Annotated in this window: 20 protein-coding genes; 12 read left to right on the top strand and 8 right to left on the bottom strand. The window is 60.5% G+C overall.

Going from position 1 to position 25,886, the window contains the following annotated elements:
- Nucleotides 1-130 precede the first annotated feature (130 nt).
- Entirely contained in the window at nt 131-811 is a 681-nt protein-coding gene (locus tag JFT85_RS06350; RefSeq protein ID WP_201229526.1) for a DJ-1/PfpI family protein, read from the bottom strand.
- A gap of 94 nt (nt 812-905) precedes the next feature.
- Between JFT85_RS06350 and JFT85_RS06345 the strand changes: the two genes are divergently transcribed.
- Entirely contained in the window at nt 906-1,874 is a 969-nt protein-coding gene (locus tag JFT85_RS06345) for a GlxA family transcriptional regulator (protein ID WP_201229524.1), read from the top strand.
- A 156-nt stretch (nt 1,875-2,030) separates the two neighbouring features.
- Here the strand turns inward: JFT85_RS06345 and JFT85_RS06340 are convergent, their stop codons facing one another.
- The 3 genes from JFT85_RS06340 to JFT85_RS06330 form a co-directional block, all read right to left on the bottom strand.
- Nucleotides 2,031-2,936 carry an alpha/beta fold hydrolase gene (locus JFT85_RS06340; protein WP_201229522.1) on the bottom strand — a complete coding sequence of 302 codons (906 nt, stop codon included), beginning with the start codon at nt 2,934-2,936 and terminating at the stop codon, nt 2,031-2,033.
- A gap of 158 nt (nt 2,937-3,094) precedes the next feature.
- A complete protein-coding gene (locus tag JFT85_RS06335; protein WP_078827972.1) occupies nt 3,095-4,921 on the bottom strand; it encodes a glycoside hydrolase family 15 protein in 1,827 nt (608 codons plus the stop codon).
- A complete protein-coding gene (locus JFT85_RS06330; RefSeq protein ID WP_201229520.1) occupies nt 4,914-5,714 on the bottom strand; it encodes an SDR family oxidoreductase in 801 nt (266 codons plus the stop codon). Before JFT85_RS06330 ends, JFT85_RS06335 begins: the two co-directional genes overlap by 8 nt.
- Before the next feature lie 180 nt (nt 5,715-5,894).
- Between JFT85_RS06330 and bglX the strand changes: the two genes are divergently transcribed.
- From bglX to JFT85_RS06300, 6 genes are all read left to right on the top strand, one after another.
- On the top strand, nt 5,895-8,183 hold the full coding sequence (bglX, locus tag JFT85_RS06325; RefSeq protein WP_201229518.1) for a beta-glucosidase BglX: 2,289 nt from the start codon (nt 5,895-5,897) through the stop codon (nt 8,181-8,183).
- A gap of 73 nt (nt 8,184-8,256) precedes the next feature.
- The gene (locus JFT85_RS06320; RefSeq protein ID WP_069552523.1) at nt 8,257-8,757 is read left to right on the top strand and encodes a sigma-70 family RNA polymerase sigma factor; all 501 of its coding nucleotides are present in this window, start codon (nt 8,257-8,259) and stop codon (nt 8,755-8,757) included.
- A 26-nt stretch (nt 8,758-8,783) separates the two neighbouring features.
- Nucleotides 8,784-9,734, top strand: a complete 951-nt coding sequence (locus JFT85_RS06315) for a FecR family protein (RefSeq protein WP_053255396.1) — start codon at nt 8,784-8,786, stop codon at nt 9,732-9,734.
- 97 nt (nt 9,735-9,831) lie between these two features.
- A complete protein-coding gene (locus tag JFT85_RS06310; RefSeq protein ID WP_187602269.1) occupies nt 9,832-12,252 on the top strand; it encodes a TonB-dependent siderophore receptor in 2,421 nt (806 codons plus the stop codon).
- A 181-nt stretch (nt 12,253-12,433) separates the two neighbouring features.
- Entirely contained in the window at nt 12,434-12,748 is a 315-nt protein-coding gene (locus tag JFT85_RS28350) for a hypothetical protein (RefSeq protein ID WP_053255398.1), read from the top strand.
- Between the two features lie 553 nt (nt 12,749-13,301).
- Nucleotides 13,302-13,850, top strand: a complete 549-nt coding sequence (locus JFT85_RS06300) for a type III secretion effector protein (RefSeq protein WP_169876505.1) — start codon at nt 13,302-13,304, stop codon at nt 13,848-13,850.
- Nucleotides 13,851-13,877: 27 nt separating this feature from the next.
- On the opposite strand, the gene JFT85_RS06295 is transcribed toward JFT85_RS06300, so the two are convergent.
- Nucleotides 13,878-15,029: an MFS transporter gene (locus tag JFT85_RS06295; RefSeq protein ID WP_201229516.1), complete on the bottom strand. Its 1,152-nt coding sequence runs from the start codon at nt 15,027-15,029 to the stop codon at nt 13,878-13,880.
- A gap of 358 nt (nt 15,030-15,387) precedes the next feature.
- On the opposite strand from JFT85_RS06295, the gene JFT85_RS06290 reads away from it, so the two are divergent.
- From JFT85_RS06290 to JFT85_RS06270, 5 genes are all read left to right on the top strand, one after another.
- Entirely contained in the window at nt 15,388-16,374 is a 987-nt protein-coding gene (locus JFT85_RS06290; RefSeq protein ID WP_053255402.1) for a DeoR family transcriptional regulator, read from the top strand.
- A gap of 300 nt (nt 16,375-16,674) precedes the next feature.
- On the top strand, nt 16,675-18,690 hold the full coding sequence (gene tssI / locus JFT85_RS06285) for a type VI secretion system tip protein TssI/VgrG (RefSeq protein ID WP_201229514.1): 2,016 nt from the start codon (nt 16,675-16,677) through the stop codon (nt 18,688-18,690).
- Nucleotides 18,690-19,526 (top strand): DUF4123 domain-containing protein, encoded by an 837-nt coding sequence (locus JFT85_RS06280; protein WP_201229506.1) that lies wholly within the window; start codon nt 18,690-18,692, stop codon nt 19,524-19,526. The genes tssI and JFT85_RS06280 overlap by 1 nt, the downstream gene beginning before the upstream one ends.
- Complete coding sequence (locus JFT85_RS06275; RefSeq protein ID WP_069552529.1) at nt 19,519-20,301, top strand: hypothetical protein; 783 nt, start codon at nt 19,519-19,521, stop codon at nt 20,299-20,301. The genes JFT85_RS06280 and JFT85_RS06275 overlap by 8 nt, the downstream gene beginning before the upstream one ends.
- Before the next feature lie 11 nt (nt 20,302-20,312).
- Nucleotides 20,313-22,469: a lipase family protein gene (locus JFT85_RS06270; protein ID WP_201229504.1), complete on the top strand. Its 2,157-nt coding sequence runs from the start codon at nt 20,313-20,315 to the stop codon at nt 22,467-22,469.
- A 9-nt stretch (nt 22,470-22,478) separates the two neighbouring features.
- Here the strand turns inward: JFT85_RS06270 and codA are convergent, their stop codons facing one another.
- The 3 genes from codA to JFT85_RS06255 form a co-directional block, all read right to left on the bottom strand.
- Nucleotides 22,479-23,714, bottom strand: coding sequence for a cytosine deaminase (codA, locus tag JFT85_RS06265; RefSeq protein WP_069552531.1), 1,236 nt, complete (start codon nt 23,712-23,714; stop codon nt 22,479-22,481).
- A gap of 119 nt (nt 23,715-23,833) precedes the next feature.
- Nucleotides 23,834-25,102 (bottom strand): cytosine permease, encoded by a 1,269-nt coding sequence (gene codB, locus JFT85_RS06260; RefSeq protein WP_187602271.1) that lies wholly within the window; start codon nt 25,100-25,102, stop codon nt 23,834-23,836.
- A gap of 157 nt (nt 25,103-25,259) precedes the next feature.
- Nucleotides 25,260-25,883, bottom strand: a complete 624-nt coding sequence (locus JFT85_RS06255) for an NUDIX hydrolase (RefSeq protein WP_053255408.1) — start codon at nt 25,881-25,883, stop codon at nt 25,260-25,262.
- Nucleotides 25,884-25,886 lie beyond the last annotated feature (3 nt).

Raw genomic sequence — 25,886 nt, 5'->3', positions numbered from 1 at the left:
ACCGGTCGCGCGCTCGGACGGTTGACGTGGAAGAAATGATCGATTTCGCGCATTCAGCCTTTTCTTCGCGCGCTACCGCGGCGCCAGGTCCGATTAACGGGCCGGGCGCTGATGAGAGGGGGCGGGCAAATCAGCGCAGCCGTGCAGCGGCGCGTGCCACCACCTCGGCACGCACCCGACGCGACTCCGCCGTGCGCTGGTTGGCGTCCTCCAGTACGTGCTTGGGGGCGGTCTGCGGGCTGCCCGCGTCGAAGGGCGGCGCCGGTGCGTATTCGATCTGTAGTTGCACGCGTTGCGCGACGTCCTCGCTGTACAACTCGGCGGCCAGGGTCAGGGCGAAGTCGATCCCGGCGGTGATGCCACCCCCGGTAAACAGGTTGCCGTCACGCACCACCCGCGCCTGCACCGCAATCGCGCCGAGCGGGGCGAGCAGGTCGTGGTAAGCCCAATGCGTGGTGGCCTTGCGGCCGCGCAGCAAACCCGCCGCGCCGAGTACCAGCGAACCGGTGCATACCGATGTTACGTAGCGCGCGGTCTGTGCCTGGTCCTTGAGGAAATCCAGGGTGTGCGGGTCCTCCATCAACGCGCCGACACCGGCTCCGCCGGGCACGCAAATCACATCCAGGCGCGGGCAATCGGCATAGGTCATGGTCGGGGTGAACACCAGCCCGGTGCTGGACGTGACCGGCGCCAAGTCTTTCCACAGCAGGTGCAGCGCCACATCCGGCAGTGAGCCCAACACGTCATAGGGGCCGGTGAGGTCCAGTTGCTGGATACCGGGAAACAAGAGAAAACCGATCTGCAGGGGCATGAGTGAAACTCCGATTACACGAGAGGTAGACGGCTTCACTCTAGAGGCCTAGGCTTTGGCGTATACGCCATTAAGCCCACCAATTACGCCAATCATGACTCGAATAATCCACGTACTCGCGTTTGATAACGCCCAGGTGCTCGACGTAACCGGGCCGCTGCAGGTGTTCGCCTCGACCAACGACCTGGCGCGTCAGCGCGGTTTGCCATTGCCCTACGCGGCCTCGGTGATCGCCGCGCAGACAACGCCGGTGATGACCTCCGCTGGCTTGGCGCTGTTGGCCGAGCCTTTGCCGGCGGCCGACACACCGTGCGATACGCTGGTAATCGCCGGCGGCTGGGGTGTGTACGGTGCCGCCGAAGACGCTGAGTTGGTGGCGTGGGTGAAGCAAAAAGCCCAGCACACCCGGCGCATGGCCTCGGTATGCACGGGCGCTTTTTTGCTGGCCGCCAGCGGCTTGCTCGATGGCTGTCGGGTGGCCACCCACTGGACCCGCTGTGAAGAACTGGCGCGCAAGTACCCTTTGCTGACGGTGGAGTCCAACCCGATTTTCATCCAGCAAGGCGCGGTGTGGACCTCTGCCGGTGTAACGGCCGGCATCGACCTGTGCCTGGCCCTGGTGGAGGAGGACCTTGGTCGGGCCGTCGCCCTGGAAGTCGCGCGGCATCTGGTGGTGTTTCTCAAGCGCCCGGGGGGCCAATCCCAATTCAGCGCGGCCTTGTCCCTGCAAAAAGGCGACACTCGCTTCGCCGATTTGCACGCCTGGATCGCCGAAAACCTCAGCCTCGATCTGAACATTCCCGCACTGGCTGCCCAGGCGGGCATGAGCGAACGCAGTTTCGTACGCCACTATCGCGCTGAAACCGGGCAAACCCCGGCGCGTGCGGTCGAGTTGATACGCGTCGACGCCGCGCGCCGACAGTTGGCCGACAGCACCGCCTCGGTCAAGCGCATCGCCGTGCAGTGTGGTTTCGGTTGTGAGGAGACCCTGCGCCGCAGTTTTCTGCGCGCGCTGGACGTTACGCCCCAGGCCTATCGTGAACGCTTCTGCCAACCGGCCTGAATCAAACCGTACCGGGTTCAACCCAGGTAATGAGTTATCGCAGCGCTTTCAGAACCGGCGCTTTCAGAAGATGAAATGATGTGTTTCGCCCAGTCCTGTCGCTCGTGCCACGCAGGTTGGTGTCGTCAGTTTCAGGCGCGCGGCAGCACGCTGACGTTACGTCCGATCCAGCAATTCGCAAATCGCTGCAAGGGTCGTCAGCGGTGCTTCCTGGGGAATATTGTGACCGACGCCGGGCAAGACTTCGCGTCGATAAACGCCGGTAAAATGTTCCACATCGTCATCCTCAACCGGGGCTGGGCCCACGCCATCATCGGCGCCGCATAACGAGATGCTCGGCACCGAAATGCACGGCTGCAACGCCAGGGCTCGCTCGATGGGCTCCAGCGCCGGGTCGCCGGGGACGTACATGAAACGGTGGCGGTAGGAATGAATCACCACCTCAACAAAGTCCGGGTTATCAAACGACGGCGCGCTCTTGTCATACTGGGCCGGTCCTTCGGCCCAGGTCGGCGACCACAGCTGCCACAATAACTGACAGAGCTCGCGACGATTGGCGGTCAGACCGTCGACGCCGCGCTGGGTGTGAAAGTAGAACTGATACCACAGCCTATGCTCAGTCTCCGGGGCGCTCGGCGTCGGCGACTGGGCGATATCCTGAATGTTGTAGCCATCGCCGGTCACCAACCCGAGCACCCGCTCCGGCCACAGTGCCGCGACGATACAGGCGGCGCGCCCACCCCAGTCATAGCCTGCCAGGGTCGCTCGCGGGATACGCAGCGCATCCATGAAATCCAGCAAGTCCTTGGCCAGCGCCGCCTGTTGGCCCGAACGCATCACCTGTTCATCGATAAACCGCGTCGGGCCATAACCGCGCAGGTAGGGCACTAACACCCGGCACCCGCGCGCGGCCAGGGCCGGCGCAATCTCATCGTAGCCGCGTGGGTCGTAGGGGAAACCATGCAACAGAATAACCGGCTCACCGTCGTCGGGGCCGTGGGTTTCATAGGCCACATCCAGCATGGACGTGCGCACATAAAGCAGTGGGGCGAGTGGGGTCATGATGCGCTCGAACGAGGTGGCCGAAGGTGCTGGAACTCTAGCCGAAAGCGAATCACGATGGGGGCTGTACTTGTGGGCAATCGCTTTGCTGGTCTGAAGCGGTAACCAGCAGGCCGGCGATTTTCACCACCGGCCAGGGTTCTCTGGCGGCGCCCCGTTCAGGGTTGCCAGACGGTCTTCTCGCCGCTGAGTTTGCGGTCCAGAAAGGTCGCCGCGCTGATCAGCGCCAGGTGGCTCAGCGCTTGCGGCGTATTGCCCAGGTGCCGGGCCTGGCTGTCGAACTCCTCGGCGTACAACCCCAGGGGGTTGGCGTAGCGCAGCAGTTGTTCGAACTCCAGGTGGGCTGTTTCGACTTGACCGGCCCGCGCCAGGCATTCGACGTACCAGAACGAGCAGGCGGCGAACGCGCCTTCGGTGCCTTGCAAGCCGTCGATCTGGCTGTCGTCGTTGCGGTAGCGATACACCATGCCGTCGCGCACCAGGCTTTTCTGGATCGCCTCCAATGTCGACAGCCAGCGTGGGTCAGTGGCCGCGACGAAGCGCACCAGCGGCATCAGCAACATCGAGCCATCGAGGGCAGTGCTGCCGATATGTTGCACAAAGTGCCCGCGTTCTTCGTTCCAGAAGTTGCTCCAGATATCCGCATAAATCGCCTGCCGCGTCTGATCCCAGCGCGCGAACGGGGCGGGCAGCGAGCGTTTGGAGGCCAGGCGGATTGCGCGGTCCAATGCCACCCAGCACATCAGGCGTGAGTGCAGGAAATGATGCTGCTCGCCGCGCATTTCCCAGATACCGACATCCTTCTGATTCCAGATTTCGCACACCTGGTCGGCGACTTCCACCGTGTGTTTCCAGCCTTCGTGGGAGATCGCTTCGCCGTATTTGTTAACCAGGTACACCGCGTCCATCAGCTCGCCGTAGATATCCAGCTGGACCTGGTCGAAGGCCTCGTTGCCGACGCGCACGGGCTTGGCGCCACCATGCCCGCTGAAGTGATCCAGCTCGGTTTCCGGCAGTTCCTGGCGACCGTCTATGCCGTAGAGGATGTTGATTTTGGTCGGCTGGCCGCAGCAGTCACTGACCCGGCCTTTGAGCCAGCGCATGTAGCTGTTGGCTTCCTCGGTAAAGCCCAGGCGCATGAATGCGTAGACGGTAAACGAGGCGTCGCGGATCCACGTGTAGCGGTAGTCCCAGTTGCGTTCGCCACCGGGTGTTTCCGGCAGGCCGAAGGTCGCGGCAGCGATGATGGCGCCATGTTTGCGTGAGGTCAGCAGCTTGAGCGCCAGGGCCGAGCGGTTGACCATTTCGCGCCAGCGCCCGCGGTAATTCGACTGCGCGATCCAGCTGCGCCAGAACTTCAGGGTGCGCGCCAGGTACAGGTCGGTACAGTGGTTGGTCACGCGCAGATCGTCCTCACCGCCGAGGACAAATTCCGCGCCTTGCTCCTGGGTCAGGGTAAAGCTGGCGACTGCTGCATCATCGTCGAGGCTTAACGGGTGGCTGCCGACCAGGCGCAGGCCAGGCTGGCCATCGGCGGTGAACAGCACGCCGCCGTTGTCGGCCACGGCGTGCGTCGCCGCGCGCGCGTAGTCATGGCGCACGGCGCAGCGCAGATGGATCGTGGCCTTGCCGCTGACAACGCGCACCCGGCGAATCAACAGCGGCAGGTCATCGATTTCTTCGGTGACCGCCAGCAGGTCGGTGATTTCCACCACCGCTTCATCGCTCAGCCACCGGGTCTGCAGGACGTTGGTGTCGGGCAAATAGATTTGCTCACGGCGGGCGTTTGGCAGGTCGGGGGTGAGCTGGAAAGCCCCGGCCTCAGGCGTGTCCAGCAGCGAGCAAAAGATCGACGGGCTGTCGAATTCCGGCCAGCAGAAAAAGTCGATGCTGCCGGTGTCATTGACCAGCGCGGCGCTGCGCATATCACCGATGATGCCGTGGGCATCAATCGCGCTTTGGGGTTCGTTCTTGAAATCAACCATTGCCACGAAACTCCGGATAAAGGCTCATGCCGCCATCGATGAACAGGGTACTGCCGACCACGTAATCGGAGGCGTCGCTCGCCAGCCAGACCACTGCATTGGCGACGTCTTCCACGTCGCCGACCCGGCCATAGGGAATCAGCTTCAACAACGCCTTCAGCGCCGCGCCTTCAGTGGCCGCACGGTTGATCGCCGTACGAATCGCTCCCGGTGCAATGCCATTGATGCGGATGCGCTGCTCACTGACTTCCTGGGCCAGGGTGCGCATCAGCATCTCGACGCCACCTTTGGAGGCTGCGTAATTGACGTGCCCGGCCCACGGGATGATTTGGTGCACCGAACTCATATGAATGATCTTGCCGGCTGCGCGCGACACGCCTTCGCGCACACCTTGGCGATTGAAGATACGTACGGCGGCGCGGGCGCACAGGAACTGGCCGGTGAGGTTGACGCCGATCACGCTGTTCCAGTCGTCGAGGGTCATGTCGACCAGGTTGGCGTCTTTTTGCAGGCCGGAGTTGGCGACCAGAATGTCCAGGTGGCCGAAGGTGTCGAGGGTCTGCGCGAACAGGCGTTCCACGTCGGCCTCTTTTGACACATCACCACCGATGGCCACCGCTCGACCGCCGTTGGCGTTGATCTGGGCAGCGAGGGCCTCGGCCGGTGCCGCCTGGGAGTTGTAATTGAGCACCACGGCCGCGCCCGCCTCAGCCAGGGCCTTGGCAGCGCCAGCGCCGATGCCGGAACTGGCGCCGGTGACCAGGGCCACTTGTTGTTGCAATGAAATCTGCATCGCCCACCCACCGTTTTATGAGAGTCCTTTCTGCTGACTGACGGCGCGGCGAGGAAGTTCATCCTCTGTTTTGGCGGTGTGGCGCCGCAGCATGGGCCGCGAGCTGTTAGTTCTGACAGTAGACGTGCGCTGTCAGCAGGATGAGCCTGACGGCATTTCGCGGCCCATAGGAAAGACGTCATGAACCCCCATTGGTTACTTGGGCTGTTTATTTGCCTTTGCCTTTGTCCTTTCGGCGTTGGCGCACAGGAGAACGCTTCGAAGGGCGTTTTTATCGAAAACCTTGTAGGTCAAATGACGCTCGACGAAAAGGTTGGCCAATTGAACATGCTCGACCTGGACGCTATTGATCTCGACTCCAATGGTCCGGAGCTGATTGCCAAGGGCACGGTTGGCGGGCTCGGTGGCGTGCCCTTTGCCCCGTATGGGCATGTCTTGCAGCGTATTGCCGTGGAGCGCAGTCGGTTGAAGATACCGTTGCTGTTTGCTCAGGACGTGGACCATGGGTTGCACACAATCTTTCCGGTCAGTTTGGCCCTCGCTGCGAGTTGGGATATGCGGGCTATAGCCCTGGCGAGCAGGATCAGTGCCGAGGAGGCAAGTGCCGAGGGTATCAATCTGACCTTTAGCCCTATGGTCGATATCGCTCGCGACCCTCGCTGGGGCAGAGTCTCTGAAGGCTACGGCGAGGACCCTTTCCTGGTTTCACGCATCACCAAGACCGTGGTCGAGGCCTATCAAGGCAAGGACCTTGCTGCCGCTGACAGCTTGATGGCAACTGTCAAACATTTCGCCTTGTATGGCGCAGTGGAGGGGGGCAGGGATTACAACAGTGTCGATATGAGCACGGCTAATATGTATCAGTATTACTTCCCGCCGTATCGCGCTGCCGTCGAAGCAGGTGCTGGTGTGGTGATGATCGCGCTCAATAGCATAGGCGGCGTTCCGGCCATGGCCAATCCCTGGTTGATCCGGGACGTGTTGCGGCATGAATGGGGATTCGCCGGCGTGACCCTGGGAGACTGCGGCGCAATAGGTAATTTGGTTGACCATGGTGTGGCAATTGATCCAAGCCATGCGGCTGCCTTGGCATTGCGATCCGGTGTCGATATGGCGCTGTGCGACAGTGCACGTGTGGAGACGTTGCCAGGGTCGGTCAGATCGGGAAAAGTGCCGGTAGAGGTTCTGGATACGGCCGTGCGCCGGGTCCTGGGTATCAAATATGACATGGGGTTATTCGACGACCCTTATCGCAAACTCAATCCAGCGCCGTTACCGCCCATTGAGTCTCGGTTGCAGCGCGATGTGGCCCGCACGGTTGCCCGAAAAACCTTCGTGTTGTTGAAAAATCACCGCCAAACCCTGCCGTTGCGCAAGCAGGGCACAATCGCTTTGGTCGGCCCTTTGGCCAAAAGCCGGCGGGATCTGCTGGGCAGTTATTGTGGCGATTGTGAAGACACGCGCGTGGTGAGCATCCATGAAGGAGTCGCCCGCGCCGTTGCGGGCAAAGCGACGCTGCTCTATGCCAGAGGCGCCAATGTCAGCGACGACACGGCGTTGATCGCACGTATGAAGCAATACAAGTCCCCCTTGGATATCGACCCTCGGTCGTCGAACGAACGCTTGAACGAAGCGGTAGCGATCGCCCGCCGGGCTGATGTCATTGTGGCGGTGGTCGGCGAGCCCTGGGGGTTTAACGATGAAGCGACCAGTCGCGCGCGCATCGACTTGCCTGCCAGTCAAAAACAGTTACTCAGGCGCTTGAGGGCATTGGGTAAACCGCTGGTGATTGTCCTTGTGAACGGCCGTCCGTTGGACCTGACGTTGGAGCAAACCCAGGCCAGCGCGCTGTTGGAAACCTGGTACAGCGGCACCGAAGGGGGGAATGCCGTTGCTGATGTGCTGTTCGGCGACTACAACCCATCGGGGAAACTGCCGATGACCTTCCCCCGATCCGTTGGCCAGATCCCGATGTACTACAACCACTTAAACACTGGCCGGCCCTACAACAACGTTGCGCCCTATAAGTACACCACGCAGTACATCGACGAAGACGAGACGCCGCTCTATCCCTTTGGCTATGGCTTGAGCTACACCCGGTTCAAACTGTCGAAGCTGCTGTTGTCCACGCCCATTTTGCGCCGAGGAGACCGACTTGACGTCAGTGTCGAGCTGACTAACACCGGCACGCGGGCAGGCGATACGGTGGTCCAGCTTTATCTGCAGGATGTGGTGGCCTCCATCAGCCGACCGGTCAAAGAGCTGAAAGGTTTTCAGAAAGTGATGCTCAAGGCGGGAGAACGCACACTCGTCACGTTCACTCTGGATGAAAATGATTTGAAGTTTTACGACGCCCAATTGCGCTACGCCGCCGAGCCGGGTGAATTCAAGGTACAGATAGGCCTGGACTCTAACGACGTCATTGAGCAGGGCTTCGAGTTTCGGGACGCAGACCTCGATCGTCAGTAACGCGCCGGGATTCAATTGCCCCGCTTAATAGGAAGCATTACTATTCACGCCCCGCCTCTCCAGTGCTCTCGCGATGATTCCTCAGCCGCCCCGCAGAACAGGCTTTTTCGAGCATTACGAAGAGTTGATCGGCACCTGGACACGTCGCCTGAAAAACCGTCATCAGGCCGAAGATCTGGCCCACGACACCTTCGTACGGGTGCTCGAGTCACGTTCGACCGAGGTTGAGCAACCGCGCGCTTATCTGCATCAAACAGCACGTAATATCGCCGTTGACGCTTACCGTCGCGAAGATCGCCGCGAGGCGCTGGCGCTGGAAGCCTTTGATCAGCGTTCGCCCCATAGCGGCGACCCGGAGCATTTCATGCACGCGATCCAGTTGGCGGGCTCTGTCGAGCGGGCCTTGGCCGAGTTGCCAGTCAACTGCCGCAAGGTTTTCATCTGGCAGAAGATCGAGGGCCTTACCCAGCAGGAAATCGCCGTACGCCTTGGGCTGTCAAAAAACATGGTGGAAAAGTATATGATCCGCACCTTGCGGCATCTGCGTGACCGCCTGGATACGATGGCTCCATGACCCGCTTTGAAACAGGATCTTCCCTCATGGATAACCGTTCTCGCGACGAAGCCGCGCAATGGTTTGTACGCCTGCAAGAGGCCGAGTTGAGCGTCGAAGAGCGCCAACGTTTCGACGCCTGGCGCACTGAGTGTGCGGAGCACCAATACGAATTTGACCTGCTGCAAGGCATGTGGAGCGCCACCGACCTGTTGCCCAAGGCGCGTTTGCAGGCCTTGTGCGACGTACCGGTGGAGCGCCCTGAGCGCCGGGCAATCTGGCGTTATGCCGTCGCCGCGAGTGTGGTCGCCGCTGCCTTGGGGTTGGGATTACTCAGCACGCTTGATCACCCGAAACCCTACAGCGCGCAGTTCAGCACTCGCCTGGGCGAGCATCGCCAGGTGGCCTTGCCCGACGGTTCGACGATGGACCTCAACAGCCGCAGCGTCGTCGCAGTGCACTATGAAAAGGGGCGGCGCAGCGTCGAGCTGAAGCAGGGCGAAGCCATGTTCAGCGTCGAACATGACGCCCATCGGCCGTTTATCGTCGCTGCCGGGGCCGGGCAGGTGACGGTTACCGGTACGCGTTTTGATGTGCGCCGCGATGACGACCAGACCCGCGTGGTGGTCGAGGCCGGCACGGTCAAGGTACAGGGGCGCGCGTCTGCTCAAATCGTCACGCTCACGGCAGGGCGGGGCACGCATGTCGATCCCCGTGGGCAAGTCGCAGCGGCGTATGCGGTGAATGCCGATGAGCTGACGGCCTGGCGCAGCGGCAAGTTGGTGTTCAACAACGCCACCCTCGGCGAAGTGGTGCGGGAAGTGTCGCGCTACCGCGAGCAACCGTTGCGGGTCAACACGGCTGCGGTCAGCAACCTGCGCCTGACCAGCGTGTTCAACTCCAGCGACACCGACGCCTTGCTCAAAGCCTTGCCGCACATCCTGCCGGTCGCGGTGCGTGCCTTGCCGGACGGCAGTCAGGAAATTATTTCGCGCTGAGATTCAGGTTTTTTTCGAGTTCTTCGTCTTCTCCTGTAACTGCAAATGGTTTGCATTAACAGCCGCACACCCTTGCGATCACAGGATTAGGTTCGACGTGAAAAAACTCGCCGTGTACAACAATAAAGTGAGCCAGACTAAACTCGCCTGCTGGGCTCCACTGGCCCTGGCGTTGGCTGTCAGTGCTGCGTTGCCTGCCGCCTACGCGGCCGATGGCATCCATATTCGGGCCCAGCCGTTGGGCGCAGCCTTGAGCCAGCTGGGCCAGCAAACCTCCCTGCAGGTGTTTTTCAGCCCTGAGATGGTCGCGGGCAAACAAGCCCCTGCGGTAGAGGGCAATGTCTCGCCCGAACAAGCACTGGGCCAATTGCTGCAAGGCAGCGGCCTGGCTTATCAGATGGACGCAGGCTCAGTGACCCTGCGCCCGCTGCGCAACGGCACCGGCGAAGCCGGCTCGCCGCTGGAGCTGGGCGTCACCGACATCAAGGTGGTCGGCGACTGGCTGGGCGATGCCAATGCCGAAGTGGTGCAGAACCACCCTGGCGCGCGGACGGTCATCCGCCGCGAAGCCATGGTGGAGCAGGGCGCGATGAACGTCGGTGACGTATTGCGCCGTGTGCCTGGCGTACAGGTGCAGGAAGCCAACGGCACCGGCGGCAGCGACATTTCCCTGAACGTAGGCGTTCGCGGCCTGACCTCGCGTCTGTCGCCACGCTCCACCGTACTGATCGACGGCGTGCCGGCGGCGTTCGCCCCGTATGGCCAGCCGCAACTGTCGATGGCACCGATTTCTGCCGGTAACCTTGACAGCATCGACGTGGTGCGCGGCGCCGGCTCAGTGCGTTATGGGCCACAGAACGTCGGTGGTGTGATCAACTTCGTGACCCGCGCCATCCCGGAGAAGTTCTCCGGCGACGTCGGTACCACCCTGGAAACTTCGGCCCACGGCGGTTGGAAACACATTGAAAACGCCTTTGTCGGTGGCACGGCCGACAACGGTATCGGCGCAGCGCTGCTGTATTCCGGGGTCAAGGGCGATGGCTATCGCAGCAGTAACAACGGCAACGACATTGAGGATGTGATCTTCAAGACCCACTGGGCACCGACCGATCAAGACGATTTTTCGCTGAACTTCCACTACTACGATGCCAGCGCCGACATGCCCGGTGGCCTGACCCAGCAGCAGTTCCGCGCCAACCCGTACCAGTCGGTGCGTGACTGGGACAGCTTCAGCGGCCGGCGCAAGGACGTGTCCTTCAAGTACATCCGTCAGATCGACGACCGTACCCAGGCCGAAGTGCTGACTTACTACGCCGACAGCTTCCGCGGCAGCAACATCGCCAACCGCGACCTGAAGACCATCAGCTCCTACCCGCGCACTTACTACACCTTCGGCATCGAGCCACGGGTATCCCATGTGTTCGACGTGGGGCCGAGCACCCAGGAAGTCAGCCTGGGTTATCGCTACCTCAAGGAAGGCATGCACGAACAGGCCACCAGCCTGAACCTGGTCAATAACGTCCCGACACCGGGCGGCCAGAACGATGGTCATGTGTATCAGGACCGCACCGGCGGCACCGAGGCCAACGCCTTCTACATCGATAACAAGATCGATATCGGTAAGTGGACCATTACCCCGGGCATTCGCTTCGAAGACATCAAGACCACTTGGCACGACCGCCCGGTAGTCGCCTTGAACGGGGTGCGCACCCAGGAAAAAAATCGCGAGGTCAGCAACAACGAACCACTGCCGGCCCTGAGCGTGATGTACCACGTCTCCGATGCCTGGAAACTGTTCGCCAACTACGAAACGTCCTTCGGCAGCCTGCAGTACTTCCAACTCGGGCAGGGCGGTAACGGCGACCAGACCGCCAACGGTCTGAACCCGGAGAAAGCCAAGACCTACGAAATCGGCACGCGCTACAACGACAGCGTCTGGGGGGGCGAAGTGACGCTGTTCTACATCGACTTCTCGGATGAGCTGCAATACGTCAGCAACGACGTGGGCTGGACCAACCTCGGCGCCACCAAACACCAGGGTATCGAAACCTCGGCCCACTACGACCTGTCCAGCCTGGACCCGCGCCTGGACGGCCTGACCGCCAGCGCCGGCCTCACCTACACCAAGGCCACCTCCGAGGGCGATGTACCGTTCAAGGGCCGCGACCTGCCGCTGTACTCTCGTAAAGTGGCTACGCTGGGCCTGCGTTACGACATCAACCACTGGACCCATAACCTGGACGTCTACGCCCAGTCCGGTCAACGCGCGCCAGGCACCGGCAGCACTTACCTTACCCAGGGCACCGCCGATGGCCAATACGGTGATATCGCAGGTTATGTGTCAGTGAACGTGCGTAGCGGGTATGACTTCGGTGAGCAACTGTCGAACCTTAAACTGGGGGTGGGCGTGAAAAACGTTTTCGACCAGCAGCACTACACACGTTCCAGTGACAACAATTCCGGTTTGTACCTTGGCGAGCCGCGTACGTTCTTCGTGCAGGCAAGCGTCGGGTTCTGACCGGCCGCGGAAATGAAAAATCGCAGCCCATGGCTGCGATTTTTTTTGCCTGTTGACCCTGCGGCCAGTCACCTGCCTATGGGCTGTGCAGGAACTGTTTTTGTGGGTTTTGCCACACAGCCTGTAACCAGCGGATTTGATCGTACTGGTCGCTTTTCAGACGCTGAGCCAAGGTCCAGACATGACTTCAACTTCGTTTCAATCCGGCCAATCCGGTGGCTGTGGTGCATTTCACAGTCAACATATCCTGGCTTGCTCAACCTCGGTAAACGCGCAAGGGGCCTCAGCAGCGCTGCGCAAGGTGTACGCCAGCGAAGCGCTGCGCGTGAAAGCCTTTGTGGGCCAGCGCAAATTCCAGGCGCCTGTCGCGGACGATTTTATCCGTGGCTTGCGTGCGCCGGGGCAGGCAAGCCACCCGGATGCCCAAGTGGCGAGGCAAGCCCATTGGGTGTGGGGGGCGCTGACCAATGGCCTCGCCGCCTGGTGGCGTGGGTAAAGGCCCGCTTGATGCGGCGGCTCAGGGCTTTTTACATGCTGTTATTGGTATTCGGCTGTTGACCGGAACTATTGCGCGCCACTCACCACACATCCGCTGCTTGCTGCCCAGGCGTCAATTCGATGATTGGGGGCTCCTTGAGGGTGACTTTCAGGCAAGCACAGATCTGCAACAGGTGGGAGATGACGTATGAAGATTGAGGGTGCAATACCGTGCGGGCAGTCAATGACGATGGGCGGGCCAGAGGCACGTTGGGGTTCGCCGCCACCCGTTTTTCATCCGCCTTGCGACGCGCAATACGCAACGAAGGGAGGGCGAGTACGGCGGCCGGCCTTGTGGCGTGCGGGCTTGACTTCGCTGCGCCATCAGGCGCTGCAGAATGTACCCGCTGCTCGCGCGAACACCACACCGCCCGGTCCGAACTCGACGGACAGCCAATTGGCGGGCGAGTTGGAGAGACACTTTGGCGACCTGCATGCGTTCTTGAAAGCAGGTCGCTTGACGCAGGCGTCGCTGCGCCAGATCGCAGCCCAAGCGTTGACGGGAGAGTAAGGTGCGGGACCGCATAATCCTGGTGATCCGGGAAATTCTCAATCGCCCGTCGCTGAACGACGCGATCATCGATTGCGCGGGGTATATCACCCGCGACAGCTTGAACGCGGCCGCTGCCGCCTTAAGGGGTAACAGTTCCTCCAGCGCCTTTAGCCAGGACCCTTTTCATGGCCAGGGCAACGCCGAGGTCGTGCAGGCTTTACAAGGCTATTTCAAGCCACTGAGGGACACGTCCAAAGACCGCACGGTTTTTTTTGAAAGCGTTGAATACTTGGACATTGCACTGCTTGAATGGGTGATGAGTGACCCCGACGATACCGATTCACGGGGCTTGCCCATTCTGGAGCCCGCCACCGGGTTGCCCAAAAAGAAGTACAGCGAACACTGCGTGTACACGGCAAAAAACATCATTGAGCGCCCGGGTTTACTACGGTCATTGGAGCGCGCCACTCACATGCGTATGTTCGGGCGCCCCAGGCACGAGGGATGGCTTTGCAACAGAGGCCTCGAGCGCTGGCTGCAACAGTACGCCGCACGCAAAGCCAGGTAACGCCCTGGCGTTGCGCGCTGAGCGGGTTTACACCTTGAGAATTTTGCCGCTGATAGCCACACCGGCCAACAGCACTGCAATCAGCACAAAGGCGGTGCTCAAACTGCTGCCGTGAGCAATAAAACCGATGACTGCAGGGCCGGCGAGAATGCCGGCATACCCCAGGGTGGTAATGGCCGGCACTGCGATGTGTTCCGGCATGACCGTCTGCTTGCCAACGGCGGTGTACAGCACCGGTACGATATTCGAACAACCGGCACCTACCAACGCATACCCCAGCAGTGCTGTTTCCCAGGACGGGATTAATGTCGCGAGCAACATGCCGGCGGTGGCCAGCGCGCCGCCAATCACAATCACTCGGGTGGCGCCGAGGCGTCGGACAATAGCATCGCCGGTCAGGCGCCCCGCAGTCATGGTCAAGGCGAACGCCGCATAACCCAGCCCGGCATACGCCTCATCGAGGCCACGCTCGGCACTGAGGAACACGGCGCTCCAATCCAGCACCGCACCTTCGGCCAGAAACACGATGAAACACAGGCAGCCGATAAACAGCACCACACCGTGCGGTACGGCAAACGCCGGGCCTGAGCTTTCACTGCCATAGGGCAACAGGTGCGGTCCGGCTTTGAGCAGTGCCGCCGCCATGATGACGATCACTACCAGAGTCGCCTGCAGCGGCGACAGGCCCAGCCCCAGCAACCCGGCCACTCCCGCCGCGCCGACAATGCCGCCGAGGCTGAACAAACCGTGAAAGCCCGACATCATGGTTTTGCCGCTGGCGCGCTCAACGATCACCGCTTGCAGGTTGACCGTCGAATCCACGGTGCCCAGGCCTGCCCCGAACAGGAACAGCCCGGCCATCAGCAATGGAATCGAACTGACCGTGGCGAGCATTGGCAGCGCAAGGCAGATCAGGATCGTGCCGGCTGTCAGTACGCGTCGGCAGCCATAGCGGGAGGCCAGGGCGCCCGCGACCGGCATGGCGATGATTGACCCGACGCCCAGGCACAACAGCAACAGGCCCAGCGTGCCTTCATTCAGATTTGCGCGCGCTTTGGCATACGGCACCAGCGGCGCCCAGGCCGCGATGCCGAAGCCGGCGATGAAAAACGCGATACGGGTCGACATTTGCTCCAGCCGCCCGGGAACCACGGGCGCTGGAGTGGGGATGGCAGTCATGAAAAATCCTTGGTTTTGCGTTCAGCGAACGATGTCCGGCGCGACATCCTTGCACATCAGGCCCTGTCGAGCGAGCCGGGTTCCCTAGGCGATCGGGATTGGCGCTCAGGTGGGGAATTTATGTTTAGACCCTCGGAACGCATTCGAGGGTCGCGACCACACACAGGCTATCGAGTGTTCAGGCGGTGCTCTGGAAGGTGCGTAATCTGCGCGAGAATGGATGAACCCCAGCTATCTTGCGTTGGATTACCACCTTCCAGCTCACCTCCCACGGGACGAGCGTTCTGTAATACGCTGCCGCCAAGTGTGTATGCAATTGGACGGATGGGCCGATGAAGATTTTCAGTCAGGTAGCGATATGACCCTGTTCTACGACGCGCGGGGTAATATCTATGGGGTGGTCAGCCCGGGTTATTTGCGCAACCGGGGCGTCGATGTGCCCGAGCGTGCCGACCTTGCCGCGCGTACGCGCAAGGACTGGGCATCGGCGGCCATTGCGTCCGAATGTGGATGGGGCGCGTTGCCGCGTGCAGCGGATGCCAAGGCACACCGCTGCGATGGTTTGTTGGTCGGGCCGTTCCAGGCGGCGCCGCCGTTTGACGTGTTGATCGTCAATACGGACGGCACACTCGCCGAGCGCAGTGGTAATGGGCTGACGATTTTTTCTCAGGCGCTGACGGATCAGGGCTTGATAACTCACGGCTGTGAGTTGCGGGTGCATCACGACAACGCGGGTACTGCGTCACCCCTGGCGACCTCTGTGGAACCTGCGGTTTACGAACAGCGTGCGGGATTCTGGCTGGCCCTGGGGCAGCCGATGTTTGGGCCATCAGCAGTGGGTGCTTGCGATGTCGATCCGGTTGCCATGGGGGCGCGTGAATTCAGCCACGTCGCCGCGTTGGCGGTGATCAACCGGCAATGGGCGCGAAGCCAGTTTGTCCGTGTCGGAAATCCCCACTGTGTGACGCTTGTCGAGCACGCCAGCGCGTTACCTGACAATCAGTCGATGCACCACCCCTCGCTGTTTGAGCCGTTGCAGGCAATTGCTTTTGCGCCACCTGTCGGGCGCGGCCAACCGTGTTTGGCCGGGGTTAATCTGCAATGGGCCGCCCGGTCTACACGCAATCAGGTTATCGCGCGCGTGTTTGAGCGAGGTGAGGGGCCCACCGCGTCCTCCGGGACCAGCGCCAGTGCAGTGGCATGCGCCGCGTGGCGAGCAGGTTGGGTCGAGGCGGGGGACGTGGCGGTGGTCATGCCGGGTGGCACGGCGCCGGTACGCTTGCAGAGTGAAGGTGAAACGCTGCTGAGCGTCAGTTTGTTCGGGGCTGCACGCCCGCAAACCTGAAGTTGGAAGTGCAGCTGATATCTTTAACAAGTGTCAGCTGTTTCCTCGTCTGTTAGTTAATTTTGTAAAGTTGATGTGGGAGTATTCTCGTTGTTGGAGGCGGGCGGTTAACTATTTGTCTTATTCTGTAAAAGACACTTCCGTCTGCATCGTACGAAACTTCTTTATTATTTTATAAGGGTCGTTTTTCGCCTGGAATCGCTAAGCTTCAGAGCGTTCAGGCGCTTTTTCCCGGCCGTTAAAACAGCCTCCGAGGGAGAAAGCCTTTCAATCAAATTCTTGATGATGGGTAACTTGCGGATGGTTGATGCGTTTGCTCTTTCACGTTTCAAATTGATACTTCCAGAATTAAACAACGACTTTCAGGTGCTCGCGTTCAAAGGCCGCGAAGTCGTTGATCAGCCGTATTTTATTAAACTGCAGTTAGTCAGTGAGCATCCCTCCCTGGATCTGGAGGCGCTGCTCCACCAGCCCGCTTACCTGGATTTCGGCGAAGCCGGCGCCGGGCTGCACGGGCAGGTCTACGCAGTCGGCCGGTGTGACCCAGGTGTTCGACTCACCCGCTACCATCTCACTTTGGCCCCGCGCCTGGCGTGTCTTGCCCATCGGCGCGACCAGCGAATTTTCCAACAACGCAGCGTGCCGCAGATCATTGCGGCGGTCCTTGAGCACCACGGCATACTAGCCGACGCCTATGCCTTCGAACTCGGCCCGGTGGTCTACCCGCCACGCACGTTCTGCGTGCAGTACGCGGAAACCGATCTGCACTTTATCCAGCGGTTGTGTGAGGAGGAGGGCATTCATTACCACTTTCGCCACAGCCCGAACAATCATCTGCTGGTGTTCGGCGATGACCAGACGGTGTTTCGTCGCTTGGCCGCGCAGCGCTTTTGCTCGACGGGCGAGCTGGCGGCGCAAGCGAGAGCGATCCGGCGCTTCGACCTGTGCCTGGAAACCCGCACTCGGCAAGTGGTGCTGCGCGATCATGATTTCCAGCATCCGTCGTTGCGCCTGCAAGACACGGCGGGTCCTGCATCGGCGCACCCCCTTGAAGACTATCGTTATCCCGCCGGTTTCACCGCTCATGCACGGGGCCGGCAATTGGCGCGTCGTGGCGTGGAGCGCCATCAGAGCGACCGTCATCGCGCACTGGGCACGAGCGACCAACCGGCGTTATGCAGCGGCCATTTTCTTGAGCTGTGCGAACACCCCGATCCTGCCTGCAATGACTTGTGGTTGCTCACCTCGGTGCGTCATGAAGGCTATCAGCCGCAGGTGCTGGAGGAAGCGGTGTTTGCCGCGGACACCGTCCAGGGGTATCGCAACCGATTCACCGCAACACCCTGGGGCGCAGTGCACAGGCCGGCCCTCAAACACGCGAAGCCGACCATTCAAGGCAGCCAGACTGCCACTGTGACGGGTCCGGCAGGCGAGGAGGTGCATTGCGACGCCTATGGCCGGGTGAAGGTGCGCTTTCATTGGGACCGTCTGGATAACAGCGACGACAAAAGCAGTGGCTGGGTGCGGGTGGCATCCGGTTGGGCAGGCGATGGCTTTGGCGCAATGCTGATTCCGCGCGTGGGCATGGAGGTTCTGGTGACCTTCCTGGAGGGCGACCCTGACCAGCCGTTGATCAACGGTTGCTTACCCAACGCGTCGCACCGGCCTGCTTATCCGTTGCCGCAACACAAGACGCGCAGTGTATTGCGCAGCCGCAGTTCCCTGGGTGGCGCGGGTGCCAATGAGTTGCACCTTGAAGACCGCCACGGCGAGGAACTCATCTACCTGCGCGCCCAACGTGATCTGGAGCAGCGAGTGGGCCATGACAGCCGCCTGGAGGTGGCCGGAGAGCGCCGTGAAATCATTCGCGGATTAAGCACGGTTCAGCTGGAAAACGGCGAGTATCGATCCATCACGGGTGATCGCAAGGTCGAGCTCAAAGCGAGCGATCATTTGCACGTTCAAGATCACAGCCAGACACATATTGGTCAGTCCATGGTCATCGAGGCTGGGCAGCAGATCTACCTCAAGGCTGGCGCCAGCCTTGTCATCGATGCCGGTGCACAGCTGAGTTTCAAGGCCGGGGGCGAGCACCTGCTGATCCAGGCGGGTGGCATTTTCAGCAGCAGGCCAATCACCGTCGGTGGCTTACCTGCTGTGCGGCCAGCTAACCCTTTGTGGGCAGCGGGTGTACCGAACCTCTCGGCGGCGCAGGGTGCCATTCTGGACATGGCCCGACAGTTGGGCGCGGACTTCTGCCCTGTGTGCGAGCAATGCCGCGAAGGACGTTGCACCGTCACGCAGAGGGCCGCTTGATGCCGAGTGAGCCAGGCCAGTGGATGGCCCAACAGCACCAGGCGGGGCGCCGACTGTGCTTGATCCTTGACGGTAATCACGACGCACGCCAGTCGCTGTTGGCGGGCCGCAACCTGGCGCAGTATTGCAGCCTGTACGGTGAAACAGCCGTGGCCGAGCTGGCAGCGGCAGGCCCGGTTATTTTGCTGCTGGAACAGGTGAATGAGCCCGCGCTGGTCGATCTGTTGCAGCATCCAGAGGCGAACTGGGGCTGGCTGGGCAGCCTGCCCGGCGGCGACCTGTCCGAGGTGGTCCGACACTGGCGCGATCGCCTGGTGGTAGGCGCGACGGGAAGCCAGGCCCTGTATCGCTTTGATGATAACCGTACCTTGGCCCGTGCCCTGGCCCATTTGCCGAACGCGCAGTGGCCGGCGTTCCTCGGCCCGCTGGTCAGTGTGTGTTATTGGCACGCCGGCCATTGGTGTCAGAGCGAAAACCCGATGCCCGGCGAGTATCCGGTCCCTGTCCCTGTACCTTGGCTGAACACGCCCAATCCTCAGGCCGAAGTCATCCTGCACGCGAATATCCTGCGCTACCTGCTGACCGAGCACAGCGAAAGCCTCGCGACGCTGGTTGAGTTCCAGGACCCCAGGGTCTGGCTAAACCAAGTGCTGCAACATGCCCGTGCCTGGCAATGGCGGGAGCCACACCAGCTTGAATTTTTGGTCGTGCACAGGTTGGAAGAGGCGACGCAAGGCAGCGTGATTCGCTGGCCGCCGATGGAGGGCGAGGCGCCAGCTGATCATTTTGAACGGGTGGTGGAGCAGTGGCAAAGGTTGGGAGATAAACATGAGTAGGTGGGTACGCAGCGTTTGGCTTGCACTTGGAATCGGGTGGCTATCGGGGTGTGCGGTGGGGCCGGTTGATCGCTTTACGCTGGAGGTGGATTTACCGGCGGATTTCGAACTTAAAACTGCTGCTAATTACCGTCCAGCTACAGGTGAGACGTGCACGTTGCCAGCACGTAGAGGCAAGCGACCAGAGCGGAAAGTCTTTTTTACAGAATTCAGCCCGGTGGCCAATCGGGTGAGTTATGAGCTGCCGTTAAGCGAAACCATTGAAGGATGCCCTTCGGTGCTGCACAGCGTTCAGTTCGAGTTTTATGGGAAGTGGGGGAAGCGGGACACGGACGTCGGCAGGGATTTTGGAAGTATCGCTATTCGAGATCGCTTACCAGATGATTTCCCGACCATGCCCGAGTCTGGAATTCAGGTGTTGCAAGGGCAATGTCGATGGCATTTTCGAACAGTGGGCCCTTTGCATGCGATCAGGAAAATTTTGCAATGCCATTCGTTGGATGCAATGGGGCTGCCACAAAAAACAAAGCCGGGCGGTGGCGCTCAACGTGATCACATCAAGGGTAAAAATCTCCGATTGGTGCTGACTGTTACCAAGCAAGAGTTACCTGCCTTTAAAGACAGATGGATAGCGGTTCCGAGAGGGTGGAAGCGTTGCAGAGGCACGAGTTTCGAAGACCTGACGGGGGCTTGTGGCGGCTTTACTACAGACTTTAAACCCATACAAATGCCGGATGGGCGCACATGTGATGTCTATCCAACGTGTAATGACTAAGGAGCGAGTTCATGAAACTGGACGCATGGAAGCAACCATTTTTCAGTGCGAGGATGCCCGCTTGTGCATTGAAAGGGCACTGGGTAAGTTTTTGTTTGGTAGATGAAGCTGGCAGTGGGAAGGCCTATGGCGGGCTTCCATACACCCTTTACGACAGCACAGGATGTCAGTACGACGGCAGATTGGATGGTGAGGGGTTCGCAAGACTACAAGGTTTTCACTGCGGTCCGGTCGTACTCAAATTTGATGGTCTGTATTCCGGAGTGCAAGCACCTTATTACCAACTGCGGACTCGCGTTGCGTACGAGCTGCCTATCACCGAGCTTCAAATTCGCGCCGAGCAGACCCGGTTTTCTACTCAAGATGGCCGGCGTACCGAAGGTAATCCGGCACAGCCGCAAGCAGACAGGTTTTACCAGGTTGAGGTGCGGGATTTGGTTCGCCATGTCGCCCATCTTCCACCGGTCACGCCTCGAACTCATCGCCCCCAACGTCACGCATTGAAAATGATGGCTGACCTGGGATTTGGACCACCTCAACCCACTTTATCAGGGGTGGTGTTATTCCCTAATCAGCACTCTGTACTGGAAGTCAGACCGCTGCGAGCACTGCGTCCGATGCTGTCTACAGAGGACAGCTTCTGCGCGTTGAACCTGTATCAATTGGCCCTGATGTCTACTTTGAGTTACTGCGACTTTGGTCAGCAACCGCCCAAGAAACCTGTGGATCAAGTGTCCTTCCCGCTGGACCCAACGGTTGGGAATCTGTTTGCTGAAAAACTGTCGCTATTTGAGGACGCCTGGCGAGTTGATCCCGAGCAAGTTCAGCGTTTTTATCCGCTTTATCAAGAGGTTCCTTACTCCCTGCGTTTTGAAATCCTTCCCTTCGATCCGGAACTATACCCACAGAATCGTCCGGCATTGGAGCATGAGCAGGAGCATCCTGCGCGCTTACATTTTTTCGATGATGAAAAATTCGGTACTGACACTCAAGCTTTCATCACTCACCACGATGAAATAGTCCTGATCGCCGTACGAGGTACCGCCAGTGGTGCCGACGCACTGCGAGACGCAAATGCCCACCAAGTGCCCTTTTCCGAAGGTGTTGGCAAAGCCCATGAGGGTTTTTACCAAGCCTATCGAGCGATGCGAGATTTCGTATTGCACTACCTCGACCTGTTCCACTGCGGCCAGCGCATTGTGATTTGCGGTCACAGCCTGGGAGGCGCCATCGCTTTGCTGTTGGCGGAAGGGCTGCGTCGAGTTCCCGGGTCGCAGTACAACATCCTCCTCTACACCTATGGCGCGCCTCGCGCCGCTGATTCAGAGTTCGCCGACGGCGCCTCATCCCTGATCCACCACCGCATCGTCAACCACAACGACCCAGTGCCCAGCGTGCCCGCCACGTGGATGAATACCACCGCCAAACTGTGGGTCCCGGGCGCCGTCACGCTTTTCAGTGCCCCCGCAGCGGGTGGCCTGCTGTTCGCGGCGGGCCTGGTACGCGTGGGGGGTAATGCTTACCAGCATCACGGCGAACAACAGCACTTCATGCCGCTCAAACTGCCGGACGGTACGCGCTCCTCGGTGTTATGGAAGCCTGGCTGCGAGTCCATCCTGGAGGCCGGCTGTAACCGTGCGTTGCAACTGCAGGGCGATATGCCAGGCCGCGACAACTTGCTCAAACAGCTGTTCCAGGCGGACCAGCACTTTATGACCGCCAGCTACATACCGGCAGCCTGGGCCACCTTGCGCCGCTGGCAACAAACCCTGGAGAGCCAGGGGCCCTTGGTCACACCGAGAGAGTTTGAGTTACTCGACCTTGCGCTGGAAACCATGACTCGACAGTTGCGCAACAAGAACCGTGAACTTGAGCGTCACCGCCCCGCGAACCAGCGCGGCTATGGGCACGAACACAACCAGGCACTCAACGCGGAAATTGACCGCTTGCACACCAGCCGTCGCCGCCTGGAATCCTTGCGTTGGCGCCGCTTGGATGCGCAAGACGTGTATGGAAGTCAGGCTGATTCCCTGCAGTTGCAGCCCAGCCTGAAGCGTTGGTTCAGCCACCGTGAAAACCGTGAATTGGCGCAAGTCGCCAGTATTCCTGCGCCTATTCACGGCAGCCCGTTGAACCCACAACCGTTGGATATCGACTCGATCGTCTAGTGGTTGGTTTTACAAAAACTCCACCTGCGCCGGTTGCCGCTTCATCAGCACCTTGCCATTACGGATCGAGTAGAGCGGCAGGCCCTGGCTGCGGATCACCTCGTAGTCGCTGTTTGCCGAAAGGATCAACAGATTGGCCGGGCGCCCGGGCTCCAGGCCATACCGGTCACCCAAGGCCATGGCCTTGGCGCTGTTGTCGGTCACCAGGTCCAGGGCGCTTTGCAGGGTGCGGTAACCGAGCATGTGGCAGATGTGCAAACCGGCTTCCAGCACACGCAGGATGTTGCCATTACCCAGCGGGTACCACGGGTCGACGATGGAGTCCTGGCCGAAGCAGACGTTCATGCCGGCCTCAAGCAGCTCGTTGACGCGCGTGACGCCACGGCGTTTTGGAAAATTGTCGAAGCGACCTTGCAGGTGGATGCTTTCGGTGGGGCAGGAGACGAAGCTGATTCCTGAGTGCCCCAACAGACGAAACAGTTTGGCGCAGTAAGCGTTGTCGTAGGAACCCATGGCCGTGGTGTGGCTGGCGGTGACGCGCGTGCCCATGTCGCGGCTGCGGGCTTCTTCGGCAAGGACCTCGAGAAAACGCGAGTGCGGATCATCGGTTTCGTCGCAGTGCACGTCCACCAGGCAGCCGGTACGTTCGGCCAGGTCCATGAGAAACTTCACCGAGCTCACGCCTTGGTCGCGGGTGTATTCAAAGTGCGGGATACCACCGACCACGTCGGCGCCCAGGCGAATGGCTTCCTGCATCAGCTCGCGGCCATTGCGGTAGGACTCGATACCCTCCTGCGGAAACGCCACGATTTGAAGGTCGATCAGGTGCGTGCTTTCTTCGCGGACTTCCAGCATGGCTTTCAGCGCGGTCAGGTCTGGGTCGGTGACGTCGACATGGGTGCGGACATGCTGGATGCCGTGAGCGGCCAGGGCCTGAATAGTTTGCTTGGCGCGGGTCTTGGTGTCTTCCTGGGTGATGGTGGCCTTGCGCTCGCCCCAGCACTCAATGCCCTCGAACAATGTTCCACTCATATTCCAGCGCGGTTCGCCGGCAGTAAGGGTGGCATCAAGGTGGATATGCGGTTCGACGAAGGGCGGTATCACCAGGTTACCGGCGGCGTCCAGATCGCCAGGCCTTAACATCGGCGCCGCGGTGTGTGGCGTGATACTGGCGATCCGGCCGTGTTCCAGGTGCAGATCATGCAGGCCTTCACGGTTGCGCAGGCGAGCGTTGATGATATGCATGGGCAAGTTCCTCTTGGCTAATGACAATCAGGCAGACAGCGCCAGATTATCCGGGCTGTTGCGATGTTCTGCCTGGCGCGTCGGCCATCAGGTTACCATCCCCGTGACGCCAGCCAGACTCATACCTGTGCGTCGGCCAGCGGTGCCCGTACGCGCAGCACGGCGCTCAGGCCAATGTAGGTGAGGGACGCGGCAACAATCCCCACCAACGGTGCCACCCAGGGTGAGTGGAACGCCAGCACGGTGCCCACGGCATATGCCACCAGCCCAGGCCAGTTGAAGGCCGGCAAGCGGGTGTCGGCCAGGCGCGGATATTGGCCGCGATACCGGTAGAAGAAGTCCGCCATGATCACCCCGCCAATCGGCGGGATCACGGTGCCCAGCAGAATCAGGTAAGGCACCAGCAGGTCGTACATGCCGAGCAACGCCAGCAGGGTGCCGATTACCGCGCCGGCCAGGGTCACCGTCTTGCGCCTGCGGGTGCGCAGCAAATTGCAGCCTGCCACGGCGAAATTGTAGATGGTGTTGTCCTGGGTGCTCCAGATGTTGAGTAGCAGCATGGCCATCGCGGCCATCGCGAAACCTTGCAGCAGCAAGACTTCGACCACGTCCGGCTGCTGATAGACGATGGCGCCGTAGGCCCCGATCAATACCATCAAACCGTTGCCGATAAAGAAGCCGATCAGGCTCGCCAGCACCGCGACTTTGGCCGAGCGAGAAAACCGCGTCCAGTTGGTGGCCTGTGTCGCGCCGCTGACAAAGGTGCCGAACACCAGCGTGATCGCGGTGGACAAGTCCAGCTCGCCGGTCGGCACCACCGCCAACAGGCCGTCCAGGCCGCCGACTTTGTGGGTGGCGACCGCCATCGACAGAAACAGCAAGATGCCCATGGCCGGCACCGCAATGTACGAGAGTATCTCCAGCCCGCGATAGCCCACATAGGCCGTGGCGCAGAACATCAGGCCGAACACCACCATCAATGCCAGCACCGTGCCTTGGCTCAGTTCGAAATATTTACCCAGCACCACGGCGGCAGTGGCGGTGCCCCAGGCGTACCAGCCAATCTGAGTGAAGCCTAAGATCAAGTCACTGAGCTTGCTGCCCACCTCGCCGAAGCAGAAACGCCCCATCAACACCGAGTTCAAGCCGCTTTTAAAGGCGATGTAGCCCAGGCCTGCCGCGTAAATACCCAGCAACAGGTTACCCAACGCCACGACACCGAGCAGGTCGGTGAAACTGAAGGCTACGCCCAGCTTGCCGCCGGCAAACATGGTCGCGGTAAAAAACGTAAACCCCAGCAGGACCATGGCAGTGGACGCCAGGCCTTTGCGCGCATGCATCGGCACTTCGCTGAGGGGGTAATCGTTGCCTGGTTCTTGCTGCGTCATGGCCTTGCTCCCTGGATGACTGACGCAAGACTGTTGCACTGCGCGTGCCAAACCAGCAGTGCAGTGTAGAGGTCGTCAAACAGGTACGTATCGTCGCAAGGCCTGTCCGTTGTGCCCGGTCGAGCACGAAAGCAGTGCAGCGGTGATACACATTGGATCAGTCGAACAGCGTTTGGGTGAGCTCGCCGCGATGAAACGCAAAGGCTGCTTCAAGATCGCTTTCGATGGTGCGCCCACGGGACAGCGGCGGCAGGTCGTGCAGGGCAAAAAAGCCCACTTCAGTGGTTTCCAAACCCGCCATCGGTGCCAGTTGGTCCACCCGTTCGCAGAGGAAATACAGCTTGTAGAAGTCCCGCACGTCGGGGCGATAGAGGCCCTTGGCCTTGTGCATGACGCTATACAGCGTGCGTGCCGTCACGCTTAGCCCGGCTTCCTCGCGGATCTCCTTGACGATGTTTTCCGCCGCCGATAAACCGATATCGGCGTAACCACCTGGCAGCGCCCAGCAACCATCCGTCGATTCGCGCACCAGCAGAATCCGATCGCCATCGATCACAGCGCCGCGCACTTCAATCATCGGCGTTGAATAGCGCTTGGCAAAATCCGACACCAGCCCGGTGATGCGCTCCAACGGCACATCTGCCAACTGTGCCAGCATGCTGTGGGCGATTTCGGCGATTTCTTCAAGGCGCTCACGCTCGAAATCGTCGGTGCAAAAGTGCAGCCCTGTGGACGCCAGTGCCTGTAAGCGCTTGGCCTGGGCCAGCCAGATGTTTTCCATGGG

The organism is Pseudomonas sp. TH04, from assembly GCF_016651355.1.
Lineage (GTDB): Bacteria > Pseudomonadota > Gammaproteobacteria > Pseudomonadales > Pseudomonadaceae > Aquipseudomonas > Aquipseudomonas fluorescens.
The sequence above is the reverse complement of the archived record's forward strand: the minus strand, read 5'-3'. Positions and strand labels throughout refer to the sequence as shown.

What these genes read in the sequence shown, in the direction of transcription:
- JFT85_RS06345 (WP_201229524.1), top strand. Translation starts at nt 906, where the DNA reads ATGACTCGAATAATCCACGTACTCGCGTTTGATAACGCCCAGGTGCTC.
- JFT85_RS06340 (WP_201229522.1), bottom strand. Translation starts at nt 2,936, where the DNA reads ATGACCCCACTCGCCCCACTGCTTTATGTGCGCACGTCCATGCTGGAT.
- JFT85_RS06335 (WP_078827972.1), bottom strand. Translation starts at nt 4,921, where the DNA reads ATGGTTGATTTCAAGAACGAACCCCAAAGCGCGATTGATGCCCACGGC.
- codA (WP_069552531.1), bottom strand. Translation starts at nt 23,714, where the DNA reads ATGCATATCATCAACGCTCGCCTGCGCAACCGTGAAGGCCTGCATGAT.
- JFT85_RS06270 (WP_201229504.1), top strand. Translation starts at nt 20,313, where the DNA reads ATGAAACTGGACGCATGGAAGCAACCATTTTTCAGTGCGAGGATGCCC.
- JFT85_RS06280 (WP_201229506.1), top strand. Translation starts at nt 18,690, where the DNA reads ATGCCGAGTGAGCCAGGCCAGTGGATGGCCCAACAGCACCAGGCGGGG.
- JFT85_RS06315 (WP_053255396.1), top strand. Translation starts at nt 8,784, where the DNA reads ATGGATAACCGTTCTCGCGACGAAGCCGCGCAATGGTTTGTACGCCTG.
- JFT85_RS06290 (WP_053255402.1), top strand. Translation starts at nt 15,388, where the DNA reads ATGACCCTGTTCTACGACGCGCGGGGTAATATCTATGGGGTGGTCAGC.
- JFT85_RS06275 (WP_069552529.1), top strand. Translation starts at nt 19,519, where the DNA reads ATGAGTAGGTGGGTACGCAGCGTTTGGCTTGCACTTGGAATCGGGTGG.
- tssI (WP_201229514.1), top strand. Translation starts at nt 16,675, where the DNA reads ATGGTTGATGCGTTTGCTCTTTCACGTTTCAAATTGATACTTCCAGAA.
- JFT85_RS06350 (WP_201229526.1), bottom strand. Translation starts at nt 811, where the DNA reads ATGCCCCTGCAGATCGGTTTTCTCTTGTTTCCCGGTATCCAGCAACTG.
- JFT85_RS06330 (WP_201229520.1), bottom strand. Translation starts at nt 5,714, where the DNA reads ATGCAGATTTCATTGCAACAACAAGTGGCCCTGGTCACCGGCGCCAGT.
- bglX (WP_201229518.1), top strand. Translation starts at nt 5,895, where the DNA reads ATGAACCCCCATTGGTTACTTGGGCTGTTTATTTGCCTTTGCCTTTGT.
- JFT85_RS06255 (WP_053255408.1), bottom strand. Translation starts at nt 25,883, where the DNA reads ATGGAAAACATCTGGCTGGCCCAGGCCAAGCGCTTACAGGCACTGGCG.
- JFT85_RS06295 (WP_201229516.1), bottom strand. Translation starts at nt 15,029, where the DNA reads ATGACTGCCATCCCCACTCCAGCGCCCGTGGTTCCCGGGCGGCTGGAG.
- JFT85_RS06320 (WP_069552523.1), top strand. Translation starts at nt 8,257, where the DNA reads ATGATTCCTCAGCCGCCCCGCAGAACAGGCTTTTTCGAGCATTACGAA.
- codB (WP_187602271.1), bottom strand. Translation starts at nt 25,102, where the DNA reads ATGACGCAGCAAGAACCAGGCAACGATTACCCCCTCAGCGAAGTGCCG.
- JFT85_RS28350 (WP_053255398.1), top strand. Translation starts at nt 12,434, where the DNA reads ATGACTTCAACTTCGTTTCAATCCGGCCAATCCGGTGGCTGTGGTGCA.